The 16,882-nt window shown below is 65.7% G+C and carries 13 protein-coding genes; 3 read left to right on the top strand and 10 right to left on the bottom strand.

Annotated elements, in window-relative coordinates:
* Positions 1 to 20 precede the first annotated feature (20 nt).
* Both SOM61_RS17885 and SOM61_RS17880 read left to right on the top strand, forming a co-directional pair.
* The gene (locus tag SOM61_RS17885; protein WP_320475336.1) at positions 21 to 2,561 is read left to right on the top strand and encodes a circularly permuted type 2 ATP-grasp protein; all 2,541 of its coding nucleotides are present in this window, start codon (positions 21 to 23) and stop codon (positions 2,559 to 2,561) included.
* Positions 2,558 to 3,499, top strand: a complete 942-nt coding sequence (locus SOM61_RS17880; protein WP_320475335.1) for a transglutaminase family protein — start codon at positions 2,558 to 2,560, stop codon at positions 3,497 to 3,499. Before SOM61_RS17885 ends, SOM61_RS17880 begins: the two co-directional genes overlap by 4 nt.
* Here the strand turns inward: SOM61_RS17880 and SOM61_RS17875 are convergent, their stop codons facing one another.
* The gene (locus tag SOM61_RS17875) at positions 3,500 to 4,156 is read right to left on the bottom strand and encodes a hypothetical protein (protein WP_320475334.1); all 657 of its coding nucleotides are present in this window, start codon (positions 4,154 to 4,156) and stop codon (positions 3,500 to 3,502) included. It lies immediately after the preceding gene.
* Between the two features lie 218 nt (positions 4,157 to 4,374).
* On the opposite strand from SOM61_RS17875, the gene SOM61_RS17870 reads away from it, so the two are divergent.
* Positions 4,375 to 5,115, top strand: a complete 741-nt coding sequence (locus tag SOM61_RS17870) for an HAD family hydrolase (RefSeq protein ID WP_147936826.1) — start codon at positions 4,375 to 4,377, stop codon at positions 5,113 to 5,115.
* Here the strand turns inward: SOM61_RS17870 and SOM61_RS17865 are convergent.
* The 9 genes from SOM61_RS17865 to SOM61_RS17825 form a co-directional block, all read right to left on the bottom strand.
* The gene (locus tag SOM61_RS17865) at positions 5,064 to 5,531 is read right to left on the bottom strand and encodes a hypothetical protein (RefSeq protein WP_313165287.1); all 468 of its coding nucleotides are present in this window, start codon (positions 5,529 to 5,531) and stop codon (positions 5,064 to 5,066) included. The genes SOM61_RS17870 and SOM61_RS17865 overlap by 52 nt on opposite strands.
* Positions 5,524 to 6,717 (bottom strand): MGDG synthase family glycosyltransferase, encoded by a 1,194-nt coding sequence (locus SOM61_RS17860; protein WP_320475333.1) that lies wholly within the window; start codon positions 6,715 to 6,717, stop codon positions 5,524 to 5,526. The genes SOM61_RS17865 and SOM61_RS17860 overlap by 8 nt, the downstream gene beginning before the upstream one ends.
* A gap of 78 nt (positions 6,718 to 6,795) precedes the next feature.
* Positions 6,796 to 7,968, bottom strand: a complete 1,173-nt coding sequence (locus tag SOM61_RS17855; protein ID WP_320475332.1) for a glycosyltransferase family 4 protein — start codon at positions 7,966 to 7,968, stop codon at positions 6,796 to 6,798.
* The gene (locus tag SOM61_RS17850) at positions 7,968 to 9,179 is read right to left on the bottom strand and encodes a TIGR04063 family PEP-CTERM/XrtA system glycosyltransferase (protein WP_320475331.1); all 1,212 of its coding nucleotides are present in this window, start codon (positions 9,177 to 9,179) and stop codon (positions 7,968 to 7,970) included. The genes SOM61_RS17855 and SOM61_RS17850 overlap by 1 nt, the downstream gene beginning before the upstream one ends.
* Positions 9,180 to 9,197: 18 nt before the next feature.
* Positions 9,198 to 10,478: a UDP-N-acetyl-D-mannosamine dehydrogenase gene (gene wecC, locus SOM61_RS17845; RefSeq protein WP_320475330.1), complete on the bottom strand. Its 1,281-nt coding sequence runs from the start codon at positions 10,476 to 10,478 to the stop codon at positions 9,198 to 9,200.
* Positions 10,462 to 11,598 carry a non-hydrolyzing UDP-N-acetylglucosamine 2-epimerase gene (gene wecB, locus SOM61_RS17840; RefSeq protein WP_320475329.1) on the bottom strand — a complete coding sequence of 379 codons (1,137 nt, stop codon included), beginning with the start codon at positions 11,596 to 11,598 and terminating at the stop codon, positions 10,462 to 10,464. The genes wecC and wecB overlap by 17 nt, the downstream gene beginning before the upstream one ends.
* Before the next feature lie 315 nt (positions 11,599 to 11,913).
* On the bottom strand, positions 11,914 to 13,740 hold the full coding sequence (locus tag SOM61_RS17835) for a glycoside hydrolase family 15 protein (protein ID WP_320475328.1): 1,827 nt from the start codon (positions 13,738 to 13,740) through the stop codon (positions 11,914 to 11,916).
* Positions 13,737 to 14,525 carry a trehalose-phosphatase gene (gene otsB, locus SOM61_RS17830; RefSeq protein WP_320475327.1) on the bottom strand — a complete coding sequence of 263 codons (789 nt, stop codon included), beginning with the start codon at positions 14,523 to 14,525 and terminating at the stop codon, positions 13,737 to 13,739. Before otsB ends, SOM61_RS17835 begins: the two co-directional genes overlap by 4 nt.
* On the bottom strand, positions 14,522 to 16,774 hold the full coding sequence (locus SOM61_RS17825) for an alpha,alpha-trehalose-phosphate synthase (UDP-forming) (protein ID WP_320475326.1): 2,253 nt from the start codon (positions 16,772 to 16,774) through the stop codon (positions 14,522 to 14,524). Before SOM61_RS17825 ends, otsB begins: the two co-directional genes overlap by 4 nt.
* Positions 16,775 to 16,882: the final 108 nt, after the last annotated feature.

Genomic DNA, 16,882 nt, shown 5'->3' with positions numbered 1-16,882 from the left:
CCGAACGTATTGCTGCCTTCATGTCCAACCAGTTACTAGCCCATTATCTCGCCGCACCGGACGGTTTCGATGAAATGCTCGACGCGGCGAAGGCGCCGCGCGCCCACTGGCGTGCGCTGCTAGCCAACCTGGAGCAGGAAGCGCCGGGCATGATGCGCCAGCGGCGCGAGATGGTGCAGCGCCAGGTGCGCGAGAACGGCGTGACCTACAACGTCACGGCCGACGCCCATGGCAAGGAGCGGCCATGGGACCTGAACGTGCTGCCGCTGATCCTGCCGCATGAGGAATGGAGCGGCATCGAGGCCGCCGTGATCCAGCGCGCCACCTTGCTCAACAAGATTCTGGGCGACGTGTATGGCAAGCAGGAGATGCTGCAAGAAGGCCTGCTGCCGCCGGCATTGATCGACGGCCATGCCGGCTTTTTGCGTCCCTGCCACGGCATGCGGCACCATGACGACGTCGCCCTGCATTTCTATGCGGTCGACCTCGCGCGCGCGCCCGACGGCCGCTGGTGGGTCATGGCCGACCGCACCCAGGCGCCGTTCGGCGCCGGCTATGCGCTGGAAAACCGCGCCATCATCGCGCCCACCTTCCCCGACCTGCTGCGCGAACTGAAGGTGCAGCCTCTCGGCAGGTTCTTCCGCACCATGCACGACAGCCTGGTGCACTGGGGGCGCATGTGCGCAGCCACCGGCGACCATCCGGCGCCGCTGCGCGAGGGCGAGGCGCCGCTGATCGTGCTGCTCACGCCGGGCCCGCGCAGCCAGAGCTACTACGAACAGGCCTACCTGGCGCGCTATCTCGGCCTGCCGCTGGTCGAAGGCGGCGACCTGACGGTGCGCGACGGGGTGGTGTACCTCAAGACCCTGGCCGGCCTGCACCGTGTGCATGTGATCATGCGCCGGGTCGACGACGAATCGTGCGATCCGCTCGAACTGCAGCACTCGCTGCTGGGCGTGGCGGGCCTGACCCAGGCCGCCATGCGCGGCAATGTGCTGGTCGCCAACAGCCTCGGCTCGAGCCTGCTCGAATCGGGCGCCCTGCTCGGCTTCCTGCCGGCGCTGTCGAAGCGCCTGCTGGGCGAACCCCTGAAAATGCCGTCGGTGGCCACCTGGTGGTGCGGCGAGCCGAGCGCGCTGGACACCGTCATCGCCAGGCTCGATCGCCTGGTCATCAAGCCCAGCTTTGCACAGCGTCCGCAGGCGGCGCTGTTCGGCCAGGACCTCGATGGCGAGGCGCGCGCGGCCTTCGTCGCCAGGATGCGCGCCAATCCCAACGATTACATCGCCCAGGAACTGGTGCGGCTGTCGCAATCGCCGGTATGGCGGGACGGGCCGACGCCTGGCCTCGAGGCGCGCGCCGTCGGCCTGCGGGTGTTTGCCTGCGCCACCCCGAACGGCTATGTGGTGATGCCCGGCGGCCTGACCCGGGTCGCTACCGGGCCGGATGCGCGGGTGCTGACGATGCAGATGGGCGGCGCCAGCAAGGACACCTGGGTCCAGGCGCGCGCCAGGGTCGAAGTGCACCGCCTGCAGCAGCGCAGCATCTCGGGCCGCGACCTGGTGCGGGAAGACACCAACCTGTCGAGCCGCGTGGCGGAAAACCTGCTGTGGTTCGGACGCCATGCGGAACGCACCGACAATATCTGCCGCCTGCTGCGGGTCGCGCTCGATTTCTTGTTCAACGTGCGTTTCGACCAGCGCGGCGCCGAATGGCCGACCGTCGAGGCGCTGTGCATCTGGTTCGGCCTGCTCGACGAAGGGAAAAAGCCGGCCACGCCAGGCACGACCCAAACCGGCCCCATCTTTACCGATGCCGAGATCGAGTCGGCCCTGCTGACGGCGGTCGTCTCGCCCACCGTCCCCGGCCTGGCACGGCAGCAGCAGCAGTTGCACCGGCTTGCCGGGCAGCTGCACGAACGCTTCTCGGTCGACAACTGGCGTGCACTGAACCGGATGGTGCAACCGGCCACCTCCGTCGGCGAGCGGCCATCGCAGTCGGGGGTCATGACGATCCTCGACGATGCCGCCGCCGCACTGATGACACTGGCCGGCTTCGCCCTCGATGGCATGACGCGCGATCTTGGCTGGCGTTTCATGTCGATCGGACGCCGCCTGGAGCGCCTGCAATTCCAGAGCGTGGTGCTGCAGCGCGCGCTCGCCATGAACGGGAGCGGCAACCTCGACTGGCTGCTGGAGCTATCCGACAGCATCATCACCTACCGGGCCCGCTACCGGGCCCAACCCGAATGGCTGCCGGTCCTCGACCTGCTGCTGCTCGACGAGACCAATCCGCGCTCGATCGTCTTCCAGCTCAACGGCATCCTGGGCACGCTGGCCAGGATCGAGCAGACCCAGGGGCCCTGCGGCACGCATATGCTGGCGCCCTTGAAAAAGGAACTGCTCGCGCTCGATCCGGACACTGACCTGAAGCACGGCAACCCCTTGCTCGGCGGCCTGCTGGATCGGATCGGGCGCACCAGTGCGGCCCTGTCCGAGCAGATCAGCGTGCAATTTTTCAGCTATACCGACAACGGCCGCCAAAGGAACCGCAGCTCATGATCGCGCAGTCCATGACCGATTCGCCGGCAAGCGCCGGCGCCTGCGCGCGCTATCGCGTGGTGCATGAAACGCGCTACACCTACAGCAGCACGGTCACCCTGTCGCAGCAATACCTGCACCTGACCCCGCGCTCCTTCCCCTGCCAGCAGACCGAGTCGCACCTGATCTGGCTCGATCCGGTCGTCAACGACAGCAAGGACAGTGTCGACTACTTCGGCAACCTGACCCGCCACGTGGCGCTGACCGTGCCGCATGACAGCCTGCTGGTGCACGCCGAATCGACGGTCTCGCTGTGGGCGCGCTACACCCTGGCGCAGATCGCCGGGACGCTGCCGTGGGAATGCGTGCGCGACATGATGGGCAAGGAAAAAAGCGCCGCCACCCTGGAAGCCTGCCGCTATCTGTACGCCTCGCCGCATGTCGCCAGCTTCCCCGAGCTCGAAGCCTATGCCCGCGCCAGCTATACCCCGGGCCGGCCGCAGCTCGATGCCGCGCTGGACCTGACGTACAGGATCTTCGACGACTTCGAGTTCGATGCCAAGGCGACCGATATCTCGACCCCGCTCGATCAGGTGCTACGCGGCCGGCGCGGCGTGTGCCAGGACTTCGCCCAGCTGATGATCGGCTGCCTGCGCAGCATCGGCCTGCCGGCGCGCTACGTGAGCGGTTACATCCTGACCCACCCGCCCGCAGGCAAGCCGCGCCTGGTTGGCGCCGACGCTTCGCACGCCTGGGTATCGGTGTTCTGCCCGGCGCTGGGCTGGGTCGATTTCGATCCGACCAACCGTTGCTTGGTGCAGCATGAACACATTACGCTGGGTTGGGGACGCGACTTCAGCGACGTGACCCCGCTGCGCGGCATCGTGCTGGGGGGCGGCAAGCAGGAACTCGAGGTGCAGGTGACGGTGACGCCCTTGCCCTTGCTCGAAGGGGCGTAACTAGGCGCCGTCCTTGTGCCCAAGCCCGGCGGGGATGGGCATGCCCCCGCCGCCGCCGCCGTCCATGCCGCCGCCGCCCCGGTTGCCACCGCCGCCGGCCTCGCCTTTCGCACGACCGCCACCACCCTGCGTGCGCGTCGGTCCTTGCAGCGGAATCATGACCTCATCCGGCATCGGATCGAGATCCAGCGCCGCGCGAATGAAGGTGCGCAGGCTGACGACCAGCTCCGCCGTATGAATGGGCCGCCCCGCCGCCAGGTCGGCCGCCGCCTGCGCCGCCAGCCGGCAGTGCTCTTCGGTGCCGAGCAGCAGGATGTCCGCCAGCGCGGCTTCGACCGCATCGCGGATGCGGCGCGAGCGGTCCGAGCTCGCCGCTCCATCACTTTCCCCCTCTTCGCCCGATCCGGCCCGCTCGCGCAGGTCGCGCAGATGCGTCGGATCGACCGTCAGCTGCCCGGTGAACGAGCCGCCCAAGGTGCGGTAGGCGGCGATCAGTGTCTTCAGGCGCTCGTTGATCTGGCGGTTCATGCGCTCGCGGCGCTGCTGAATCGTCTGCATCATGAGAATGCGGATGCCCACCCCCAGCAAGGTAAAGACGGCAAGCCCGATGATGGTCGTCATCGCGCCTTGCCATGAACTGAAATCCATATAACGCATCCTCGTCCCGGCGGTTGTCATCGATACGGCAGTGTACCGATTCGACCGTCGACGGCTCGGCCGATTGAACGCGCGCATCGATGCCGCAGCGTCGGCCGACCGCAACAGTCCACCGTTTTGTCACACGCCTGTCATTACACGGGCGGATGATGGTCAAAAGTGAGCTCCGGCATGTGTTCACGCCGGACCGGCCAACGCTACCCGGGTGCGCAGACATCATGTACAAAAGCGACAAGAAGCTCTTGATCCTCGACGCCGACGGCACCACCATCGATGCCTTCTCCGCCATCGAAGCGGCATTCGCCCACCATGGGCTGGTGATTGGCGACGAGACCCGGTTCCAGAAGCGGCACAAGCTGCTCAAGTACATGGGCGGACTGAAGGAATTCCCCTCGATCATCCGCAAGAACCTGCGCAAGAACAGCCGCGCCCAGCTGATCGACACCCTCACCGGCATCTACCGGCAGGAAGCCCGGCTCTACGACGGCATCGCCGACCTGATCCGCGAGCTGATCGCCGCACCCGACATCACGGTTGGTATCGTCACGCGCAACGTCACGATCGAGCCACTGGAAACCCTGCGCCAGCTATTCCTTCGCCACGACATCGACATCGCCGAACTCGACTTCCTGGTCCATATTCCCCTCAAGGAGACCAAGACCGCCCAGTTCCGCGCCACGCGCGAACAGTTCGGCGTCAACCCGGCGCGCGCTTTCATCTGCGGCGACGAACACAAGGACTTCATGGCGGCGGTCAGCACCGGCATGCACCCGTTCATGGTCTCCTACGGCTTCGAATGCCACGACCGGCTGACGACCAAGTTCGAGATCCCGCACGAACTGATTTCACGCAGCTCGGCCGAGCTGTGCTGCCGGATCCGGCACGCGCTCGACCTGGGCGTGCTGGCTCAGGCGCCGTACCAGAACAGCAGCAGGCTGATGGCGCCGAATATCCAGTAGTCGACCGGCGCCCCGAACGCCCAGTGCTTATGCCAGGGCACGAGCTCCTGCTTGAAGCGGCGCCAGCCGAATGCCGGGTTGATGACGAACCACAGGTAGTCCTCGACGATCCAGAACAGCATGATCGAGGCCGCCACGCTGGCCTCGAGCTTCCATGACCACTGCCCCATGAAGAACAGCGGGAAGTGGAAGATCAGGCCGATGAAGGCGAACATCCACAGGTGGTAGCCGGTCAGCGCGCGCCCACCCATGAAGATGTCGAGCAGCGGATGCTGTTCGATGCGCCAGGTCGGCAGGTTCGCCGCCCACCCGGCTTCGCCCTCGATTTCCACTTCGACCCGCGCGAACAGGTAGGCCGCCACCAGTACCGCACCCACCATCGATACGACCCTGCCACCATCCGACAATTCAACCATAAGCCTCTTCACGTAGATGTTCACACTGCGGTTCCAGCTGGCCCAGCACGGTTTCCAGCACCTGCATGGCGGCGTGCGGCCGGCCCAGTGCCCGCGCACGGACGGCCATGGCCTGCAACTGTTCGGGATGCGCCAGCAGGTGGCGGACCCGGTATTCGAGGGTGGACAGGTCGGATGCCTTGAGCGCCGCCCCCTGCTCGAGCAGGTAGTTCGCGTTGTGTTCTTCCTGTCCCGGGATCGGCGCATTCACGATCATCGGCAACCCCATCGCCAGGCATTCGGCGCTGGTGGCGCCACCCGGCTTGGTCACCACCAGGTCGGCGCAGGCCATCAGGCGCTCGACACGGTCGGTAAAACCCTGCGGCGCCAGCCGGCCCGGATAGCGCACCGCCAGCCGCTGCAGGGCCGCCAGCTCGGCCGCGTTCTTGCCGGCCAGGGCGATCAGCTGGAAGTCGCCGGCGATGCTCAGGAGTTTTTCCGCCACCCGGCTCAAGCCGCCCAGCCCGGCGCCGCCGCCCATCAGCAGCAAGGTCGTCAGCGCGGGGTCGAGGCCGAGCTCGCGGGCGCATTCTTCACGGTCGTGCGCCTGCGAGAACGCCGGCATGGTGGGTATCCCTGCCACATGGACCGCCTGCGCCGGGATGCCCTGCTCGCGCATCCGGAACGCCACCTCGTCGTTGGCGGCGAAATAGCCGGCGACGTGCGGGTGGATCCACATGCGGTGCAGGTCGAAGTCGGTCACCTGCACCCAGACCGGGCAAGCGAGTTTGCCGGCCGCGATTCTCTCCGACAGGATCTCGGCCGGCTGGAAGTGGGTACAAATGACGGCGTCCGGCCCAAGCGTGGCGATCTCGTCGGCCAGCAGGCGGCAATCGCGCCGCTCGACCCAGCGTCGCAGGCGGTTGAACCAGCCATCCGGATTGGCTTCGTCGGTCAGCCGGTACACGTGGCGCCACAGGCCGGGCGCGCGGCCGATCAGGAGCAGATAGAAGTCGGTGTAGACCTTGCGCAGGCGCGGCGCGGCGAAGGCCATCGCATCCAGGTGGATCACCTTGACGTCGCCGTAGTCGGCGGCGGCGCGCGAACGAATGGCCTCGGCAACCCGGGTATGGCCGGCGCCGGCAGGAATGCTGAGCAAGAGAATCTTTTTCCCAGCAATGCCTTGTTGAAAGTCGCCCTGCCTCATGCACACGCCCCTCGGGTCACGGTATGCAGGCGAATGTAATCGCGAAATATGACCCGCCCGTGACGGCGGGGTGGACAACTACGCCAGGGCCAGCGACTCGCCCTGCTTGAGGATGGAGCGGAACAGGCGCAGCTGGCCGGCCGTGGTGTCGTCCCAGCTGAAACCTTCGGCGTAGCGGCGCACGGCGGCGCGGTCCGGGTAGTTCGCACGCAGGCGGTTGACGCCTTCGGCCACGCCGTCGGAGGTACGCTCGTTCATCAGCACACCCGCCTCCGGCGCCGCCACGACTTCGGGCGTACCGTACACGCGGCTGGCCACCACGGGGGTGCCGCAGGCCATCGATTCGAGCAGCACATTGGCCCAGCCTTCGCGGCTGGACGACAGCACCATCGCGTCGGCCTTGCCATACTGGACGCGCAACTCCTGCTGCGAGACGGCGCCCAAAAAGGTGACGCGGTCTTCCAGCTTCAGCTCGCGCACGAGATTTTCGAGCATGCCCCGGTTCGGGCCTTCGCCGGCGATCACCAGACGCACGCCCGGCAACTGGGGCAAGGCGCCGATGGTCAGTTCCTGGGCCTTGACCGGCACCAGGTGGCCGACCGTGATCAGGGTGAACGGCCGCTCTTCACGCTGCTCCGGCGGGCGGAACAGCTGCAGGTCGACGCCGTTGCGCAGCGCGACGACCCGCGCCGGATCGATGCCCAGCTTGACCACTTCATCGCGCAGCGCATTGGCCACCGTGATGATGCCGTCGGCGCGGCTGGCGGCCCAGTGGATCATCTTGCGCGGCAACGCGAATTTGGGGAAGAGCGTGATGTCCGAGCCGCGCGCCGTGATCACGAAAGGCTTGTTGAAGTAGCGCGCCAGCATGGCCGCCGCGACGCCGTCCGGATAAAAATAGTGCGCATCGATCAGGTCGAAATCATAGCCCTCGTCGATCATGCGCGCGATCGTGCCCTTGGCCGACTGGAACAGCAGCGCCGGCGCCACGTTCATGCCGATCTTCGGCACCACCAGGTAGGGCGGATGCTCGACCTGGATGCCGTGACGCACCTCGCGGCGCGGCACCCTGGCCTGGCGCGCATACTGGCCGAAGCGCGGATTCTGCGACGGGAACCACGGCGCCGGCGCCACCACGCGCGCCTCGACCTGGCCGCTGGCGACCAGGTGGCGCAAGCGCGTTTCCACAAAAATGCCGTGGCCCGGCTTTTCGCTGTTGGGGAACAGCGTGCTGAACGTCAGGATCTTCATCAGGCCGCGGCTCCGGTCAGGCGGCCGTAGATGCTCTTGTAGCGGCCCACGCTGGCTTTCCAGTTCCGCTCGCTCTCCACGAACTCGCGGCCGGCCGCGCGCAGCGCCGGCCATTCGGCCTGGGCGTCGATCAGGGCGCCGACCTTGACGGCCAGCGCCTGAGGATCGTCGGCCTTGAACAGCACGCCGGTCTTGCCGTCGACAATCAGTTCCTTGTGGCCGCCCACGTCCGACGCCGCCAGCACCCGGCCCTGGGCCATCGCCTCGAGCGGCTTGAGCGGCGTGACGAGGTCGGTCAGGCGCATCGACAGGCGCGGGTAGACCAGCACGTCGAGCAGGTCGTAATACATCTGCACCTGCTCGTGCGGCACCCGGCCCGTGAACACCACCTTGTCGACGATGTCCAGGTCCTTGGCCAGCTGGCGCAGGCGCGCGTCTTCGGGGCCGCCGCCGACCAGCAGCACGCGCAGGTCGGGACGCTCCGCGGCCAGTGCCGGCACCGCGCGCAGCAGGATGTCCAGGCCCTCGTAGGCATAGAACGAGCCGATGAAGCCGATCAGGCGCGCGCCCTGCAGGCCGAGCTTGGTCTTGAGGTCCTGGTCGGCCACGCCGCCGACGGCGAACTTGTCGATGTCGACCGCGTTGGGGATGACCGTGATCTTGTCGGCCGGGATGCCGCGCGCCACGATGTCGCGGCGCAGGCCTTCGCAGATGGTGGTGACGGCGTCGGCCTGCTTGAGCGCATGGGTTTCCAGCGCGCGGGTCAGGCGGTAGCGCAGGCCGCCCTCGCTCGAGGTGCCGTGGTCGACCGCGGCGTCTTCCCAGAACGCGCGCACCTCGTACACCACCGGGATGCCGAATTTTTTACCGGCGCGCAGGGCCGCGATCGCGTTGAGCGACGGCGAGTGGGCGTGCAGCACGTCCGGCTTGATCTGCGGGATGATCTCGGACAGGCGGCGCACCAGGCCGTCGATCACCTGCTTCTGGTTCAGCACCGGCAGCTTGGCCAGCGGGCTGTCCGCGACCGCCGTGCGGTAGAAATGCAGGCCGTCCACCGTTTCTTCGCGCATGTCTCCCGAGTTCTGCTTGGAGCCCGTCACATGGAAGGTCTCCCAGCCCAGCGCGCGCTGTTCGCGCAGGATCGATCGGGTGCGGAAGGTGTAGCCGCTGTGCAGCGGAATCGAATGATCCAGGACGTGGAGAACACGCATATCGTCTTCCTTCGGGCCTTAGCGGCCGGTGGTGCTGAGGTAGCCGCAGGTGTCGATGATCACCTTGTCGGCGAACAGCGACTCCTTGAGCGACAGGAACGGCTTGTGATTGACCAGCATGACGACGATCTGCGAACGCGCCAGCGCATCCTGCGGCGTGCGCAGCTCGCCCTTGTCCAGGCTGGCCGGCAGCGCCGAGATGTTCGGCTCGACCACGATCACGCGGCTGCTGTGCGTTTTCGCGATCTCGGCGGCGATGTCCAGCGCCGGGCTTTCGCGCAGGTCGTCGATGTCCGGTTTGAAGGCCAGGCCGAAGCAGGCGATCGTCACGTCCGATTCCTTGCGCTCGGGGTTGGCGGCCAGGTATTTCTCGACTTCTTCCCTCACCTTTTCCAGCACCCAGTGCGGCTTGTAGTCGTTGACTTCGCGCGCGGCCTTGATCAGCTTCGACTGCTCCGGCGCGCTGTGCACGATGAACCATGGGTCGACCGCGATGCAGTGGCCGCCCACGCCCGGGCCCGGGCGCAGCACGTTGACGCGCGGATGGCGGTTGGCCAGCGCGATCAGTTCCCACACATCGATGTCGAGCTTGCCGCAGATGACGGACAGTTCGTTGGCGAAGGCAATGTTCACGTCGCGGAAGGAATTCTCGGTGAGCTTGCACATCTCGGCCGTGCGCGAATTGGTCTCGATGCACTCGCCCTGCACGAAGGTCTGGTACAGCGCGATGGCGCGCTCGGAGCAGGCCTTGGTGATGCCGCCGATGATACGGTCGTTCGACACCAGCTCGTGGATCACCTTGCCCGGCAACACGCGCTCAGGGCAGTAGGCCAGGTTGATGTCGGCTTCGTCGTCCGGGCCCAGCGGGATTTTCAGGTCAGGGCGCTCTTCGGCCAGCCATTTGGCCAGACTTTCGGTGGTGCCCACCGGCGAGGTCGATTCGAGGATGACCAGGTCGCCTTTCTTGAGCACCGGCGCGATCGAGCGCGCCGCCGCTTCGACGTAGCTGACGTCGGGTTCGTGGTTGCCGCGGAACGGCGTCGGCACGGCGATCAGGAAGGCGTCGGCCGGCTGCACCGTGGTGGACGCCTTCAGGTAGCCCTGGTTGACGGCCGCGGCGACGATCATGTCCAGGTCGGGTTCGACGATGTGGGTCTGGCCGCTGTTGATGGTGTCGACCGCATCCTGGTTGATATCGACGCCGATGACGTTTTTCTTGCGGGATGCAAACATTGCAGCGGTTGGGAGACCAATGTAACCCAGACCGATCATCGAGATAGTATCAAAGGTGCTGCTCATGTTTTTCTCTTAAAAAGTTAAGGATGCGGGTCGCGGCGGTGCCGTCGCCGTAGGGATTGGTGGCCGAACTCATGCGTTCGTATTCGGCCGGGTCGGTGAGCAGCGTGCGGATGCCGCCGACGATCGAATCGATGCCGGTGCCGACCAGGCGCACGGTGCCGGCCGCCACGGCTTCTGGACGCTCGGTGGTGTCGCGCATGACGAGCACCGGCTTGCCGAGCGATGGCGCTTCTTCCTGGATGCCGCCGGAATCGGTCAGCAGGATCGCCGCGCGGTTCATCAGGTAGACGAAAGGCAGGTAGCTGACCGGATCGATCAGGTGCACGTTCGGGTTGCCCTTGAGGATACGTTGCACCGGTTCCTGCACGTTCGGATTCAGGTGCACCGGATACAGTACTTCGACATCGGGCATGCGGCTGACTTCATCCAGGGCGCGGCAGATGTTCTCGAAGCCGTCGCCGAAATTCTCGCGCCGGTGGCCGGTCACCAGGATCAGTTTCTTCTTGCTGTCGAGGAAGTCGAACTGGGCTTCCATGTCGCGCTTGAGCCCGGTATCGGTGTCCAGCCGCTTGACGACGTCCAGCAAGGAATCCACCACGGTATTGCCGGTGACGCAGATATTCGCGGCCGGCACGCCTTCGTTCAGCAGATTCTGCCGGGCGTGCTCGGTCGGGGCGAAATGCAGGCTGGCGATCACGCCGGTCAGGCAGCGATTCACTTCTTCTGGCCATGGCGAGTAGATGTTTCCGGTACGCAGGCCTGCTTCCACGTGGCCGACCGGTATCCGCTCGTAATACGCGGCGAGGCTGGTCGCAAAAGTCGTGGTAGTATCGCCGTGAACAAAAACAACATCCGGACGCCACTCGCGCAGCACGCTGCGCATACCCGTGAGCACCTTCGAAGTGATATCGGAAAGATCCTGACCCGGGGTCATCAGGTTCAGGTCGAAATCGGGGGTGAGCGAAAACAGGCTCAATACCTGGTCCAGCATTTGACGATGCTGGGCGGTCACGCAGACCTTGACATCGACGTCGGGCGATTCGGACAGTACACGCACCACGGAAGCCATTTTGATTGCTTCCGGTCGCGTCCCGAAAACGGTGAGAACTTTAATAGTCATCTAATTGATTGCTGTCGTGAGACGATCGGAGGCGGCAAACGCCCGTGCGCATTCTGATAGGATGTCAACGGCGCTATGTTTCCTGATGGATAATTTTTTGACCAGGAAATTATACATCAAGCAATCTGATGCGAATTTCAATCGTGCGTTCCTACCGGAAAGCCCAATACCCCCTCCCAGCCCCGCCGGATGCGGCCTCAAGGCGTAAAGACACCTGCGATACTACCGCATCCGTTAAAAATAAAATAATCGATTTTTGTGATCAATAGCACAACCTCACCCTGGTTGCGCCATTGATAACTTGACCACGTCCTGCTACACGACACTATTCCACGATTTCGACAGGCGCATGGCGCAGTTGATCAGGCCAACCATCGAATACGTCTGCGGGAAGTTGCCCCACATCTCACCGGTGACCGGGTGCGTGTCTTCCGACAGCAGCCCCAGGTGGTTGCGCGCCGCCAGCATGGCCTCGAACACCTCGCGCGCTTCCTTCGTCCGCCCGATCCGCGCCAGCGCGTCGATGCGCCAGAAGGTGCAGATATTGAAGGCGGTCTCGGGCACGCCGAAATCGTCCGGCGCTTCGTAACGGCGCATATAGGGGCCGTCGCACAGCGATTTTTCCAGCGCGTCGACGGTGGCGACGAAGCGCGGATCTTTCGGGTCGATGAAATTGATCTCGGCCATCAGGAGCACGCTGGCGTCCAGGTCGCGTCCGCCCAGGCTTTCGGCGAAGGCCTGGCGTTCTTCGCTCCAGGCTTCGGCCAGCAGGCGGTTACGGATCAGTTCGGCGCGCTCGCCCCAGTAGGCGGCGCGGTCCGGCAACTCCAGCACGTCGGCGATCTTGGCCAGGCGGTCGCAGGCGGCCCAGTTCATCAGCACCGACGAGGTATGCACGCGGGCCCGGGTGCGCAGCTCCCACATGCCGGCGTCCGGCTCGGCCCATACGCGGAAGGCTTGCTCGCCCACCTCCTCCAGCAGGCGGAATTCGGGGTGGCCGGCGCGGCGGAACAGGCGGTGGTCGAAGAAGGCCTGGGCCGCTCCGAGCACGATATTGCCGTACACATCGTGCTGGAAGTGTTCTTGCGCCTGGTTGCCGATGCGCACCGGACGGTGGTTGCGGTAGCCGGGCAGGTGCTCGACGATCGACTCGGGCAAGTGCTCCTCGAGCCCGATGCCGTACAGCGGCTGGATGTGCCCGCCCTTGGCGCGCGCCACCACATTGCCCAGCCAGCGCAGGTAGTCTTCCATGGTCCCAACCTCGGACAGGCTGTTCAGGGCCCGGATCACGAAGAAGGCGTCGCGCAGCCAGCAGAAGCGGTAATCCCAGTTGCGTTCGCTGCCCGGGGCTTCCGGGATGCTGGTGGTCATGGCGGCGATGATGGCGCCGGTGTCTTCGAACAGCGACAGCTTGAGCGTGATCGCGGCGCGGATCACGACGTCCTGCCACTCCAGCGGCAGCGCCAGGCGGCGGGTCCAGGTGCGCCAGTAACCGATCGTCTCCTTCTCGAAGCGATGGGCGGTGTCCTTGATGCCGTCGGCCAGCGTCTCGTCCGGTCCCAGCATGAAGTTCATCTGCCGGTCGAGCAAGAAGAACGACTCGGACAGCACATAGCTGAGCGAGGCGTCGGTGTTCAGGCGCAGCGTCTGGTCCGGTCCGACGTAGCGGATATGGTGGCTGCCCTGGGTAATCCCGGGCTTCTTCGCGCCATATTCGAAGCGCGGCCGCAGCTTGATGCGCACGCGCACGCCGGCGCCGAGCGGTTTCACGCGACGGATCAGCATCAGGGGCCGGAACATGCGGTCGCGGCTCAGGAAGCGCGGCGCGAAATCGGTGATCTCGATGCCGTTGCCGGCCGCGTCGTACAGGCGCGTGCGCAGCACCGCCGTGTTGGGCTCATAGGCTTGCTCGCTGCGCACGACGTCCTCGAGCTCGATGCTCCACAGGCTGCCGTTCTCGCTCGGGTCGACCAGGGCGTTGAACACCGGATCGCCGTCGAAACGCGGCAGGCAGGACCACACCACGCGACCCATGCGGTCGATCATGGCGCTGAAGGCGCAATTGCCGACCACGCCGCAATCGAGGGAACCCGGCGCGTCGTGCACTGCGGTCGATGTGCACTCTGGGGAAATATCATTCATGCTGAATCCTTTCCTATGGTTGACGTGGCGGCGGCTTGCGCCAGCGCATCGCGCACCGCCTGGCTCGATGCGATGCGGCAGCTGGCCACCGTCGGCCCGGGCCCGACCTTGAGGCCGATACCGCCGACGCGCTCCACGTGATCGAAACCGGCTTCGTCGGTGGTGTCGTCGCCGATGAACAGCGCGCGATGGCCAAGGAACGGCGCCTCGGCCAGGAAGTCGCGGACCGCCGTGCCCTTGCTGACGCCGGTGGCCTTGATCTCGACGATCATCTTGCCTTCCATCAGCAGCAGGCCCAGGCTGCTGCGCACCGCGTCCGCCATGGTCTCGACGCACAGCGCCTGCAGTTCCGGCGCCTGGCGATAGTGCAGCGCCAGCGCGCCATGCTTTTCCTCGACCCACAGGCCGGGATGGCGCGCCGCCAGCGCATGGGCCTGGGTGCGCACCGCCGTGAAGTCGGGCGCCGGCAGCTGGCGCAGCACGCCGTCGAAGCCGCGCCGCTCCATGCCGTGCACGCCCGCGGCCGGCAAGACCAGCGGCGCCAGCAGCCGGTCGAGTTCGGCGACCGGGCGGCCCGAGACGATGGCCAGCCGGCCGTCCAGCCGCGCCTGCAAGGTCGCGAGCGATGTCAACAGTTCAGGCGTCACGACCACCTGGTCCGGGCGCGGTGCGATGTCCACCAGCGTGCCGTCGAAATCGAGGAAGAGTGCGCAATCGGGTGCGGCCAGCAGGTCCAGCGCCGCCTGTTCATTATTGATGATGGTCGCATTCATATGTCCAGTCATGCATCCCCCTTGCGTACCCGGTTCTGGCTGAGCGAATTGATCCTGGAGCGCACGCGCTCGCGCTGGCGCAGGCGGGCCGCGTCCTGCAGCATGCGGCCGGCCCAGCGGTAGACGTTGAAGTCGCGCACCCGCAGGCGCATGGTGCGCATGCGTTCGCGCTGCTCGTCCTGCGGCATGCGCAGTGCGCGGTAGAGCGCCTCGGCGCCCTCTTCGATGTGATACGGGTTGACGATCAGCGCCTCGTGCAGCTCGCGCGCGGCGCCGGTGAACTGGCTCAGGATCAGCACGCCCTGCTCGTCGTCACGCGAGGCGATGAATTCCTTGGCCACCAGGTTCATGCCATCGTGCAGGCTGGTCACGCTGCACACCTCGGAAGCGCGGAAGTACGTGCGCAATTGTGCTTGTTCATGGTGTTCGGTCTTGAGGATGATGGGCAGGTAACTGCCGCTGGAAAAGCGCTGGTTGATGCGCTGGGCCAGCGCGCGCACCCGCGCTTCGAAGTTCTGGTACTCGTCGAGCGAGGACCGGGTGGGCGCCGCGATCTGCACGAAGGTGAACTTGCCGACCATGTCCGGATGCAGCTCGAGCATGCGCTCGACCGCCTGGAAGCGCTCGACGATGCCCTTGGTGTAATCGAGGCGGTCGACGCCGATGCCCAGCAGCTGGTCGGCCGGCAGCGAGAGCGCCTGGCGGATCTCGGCGCGGCAGGCCGCCACGTCGCACTCGCCCGGCGCCGGCTCGGGCCAGGCGATCGAGATCGGGTACGGCTTCACCTGGGTCAGCTCGTTGCCGTAGCTGACGGTCGAGGCCTCGTTCTCGATGCGGGTCTCGAGGTAGCGGTCCACGGTATCGAGGAAGTTCTTGCGGTGGAACGGCGTATGGAAGCCGAGGATCGTGCTGCCCAGCATGCCGTCGAGGATTTCTTCGCGCCACGGGCAGATGCCGAACGATTCCGGATTCGGCCAGGGGATGTGCCAGAAAGTGATGATGGTGGCCTTCGGCAGCACCGCGCGCACCATGCGCGGCAGCAGCGCGAAGTGGTAATCCTGCACCAGCACCACCGGGTTGTCGGAGCGCGCCTCGGCGATCACGGCGTCGGCGAAGCGCTGGTTGACCCTGACGTATTCGGCCCAGTCGGTCGAGCGGAACACCGGCCGCACGTGGGCGATATGGCACAGCGGCCACAAGCCCTCGTTGGCGAAACCGTAGTAATAGCCCTGCTCTTCTTCCTTCGACAGCCAGACCCGGCGCAGCGTGTAGCTCGGGTTCTCGGGCGGCACGCGCACATGGTCGTTGGCGTCGACCGTGGCGCGGTCGGCCGAGCCGGCGCCGTGCGCGATCCAGGTGCCGGAGCAGGCGCGCATCACGGCTTCGACCGCCGTCACCAGGCCGCTGGCCGGGCGCTGCACCTTGACGCCATTGGGCGTGTTCACGTGGATGTAGGGCTCGCGGTTCGAGACCACCAGGATCTCGTCGCCCGCCAGGTCCTGATTCAGCAAGGTCTTGAGGGTGTCGGCACCCCAGGTCTGGGATTCGACGCCGCTGCCCTGAAGGTCGCGGTTGTATTCGTTGAGCAGGGCGCGCAGTTCGCTCGCCAGCGGCGCGATTTCCGGCGACATCGGCCCTGGTGGACGGGGCGACAACTCGCCGCGCAGCATCTCACGCACGCCGTTGAGCCAGCCGTGCCAGCTCAGGTGGGCGATCAGCACGGTGATCAGGGAAATGGCGCCAGCCAGCAGGACGAACAGGCCGATGATGTATTTCTTGGTGTCTTCGCTGCGCCGCTCGATGAAGCTCATGTCCTGCACCAGGATCAGGCGGCCGGCGGAGATGCTGTCCTGGGTCAGCTCGCGGCTCGAGACGTGGACCGGCCCGCGCGGCAGTTGCACGACGGGATTGGCGTCCTCGCCGTTCGCGTCCTGGCGGCAGCCGAGCGATTCCGGGTAGGTATCGGTCTTGTAGCGCAAGGTTCCGCCGGGATCGCAGAAAGCGAGCGCATACAGGCGCTCGTCCTGGATCGCACGGCTGAACGCATCATTGATACGTGCCGAGTCATTGTCCTCGAGGTAGTTGAGCAACGGTTGTTGCAAGGTACTCGAGACCAGCTGGGAACGCGTATCGAGATCCCGTACGAACCAGCGTACGGTGAGATTTTCCATCCATGGGATCGCGAAATAACCGAACAGCGCCAGCACCAGGGCCAGCGGGACGATAAAGCGCATGGATAGTTGTACCGATCTGAACCGCATGAAGCTCCTTCAACATGGGACGATGTCGCCGACCATTTGAGTATAGCTATTTGCAAATTATTACGTCGCAACGTTGCGCACTGCAACATGCGGCCAGAGCGGCACATT

The organism is Massilia sp. CFBP9012 (assembly GCF_034045115.1).
In the GTDB taxonomy this organism is placed as follows: domain Bacteria; phylum Pseudomonadota; class Gammaproteobacteria; order Burkholderiales; family Burkholderiaceae_D; genus Telluria.
This window is presented reverse-complemented; position numbering and strand designations above follow the sequence as displayed.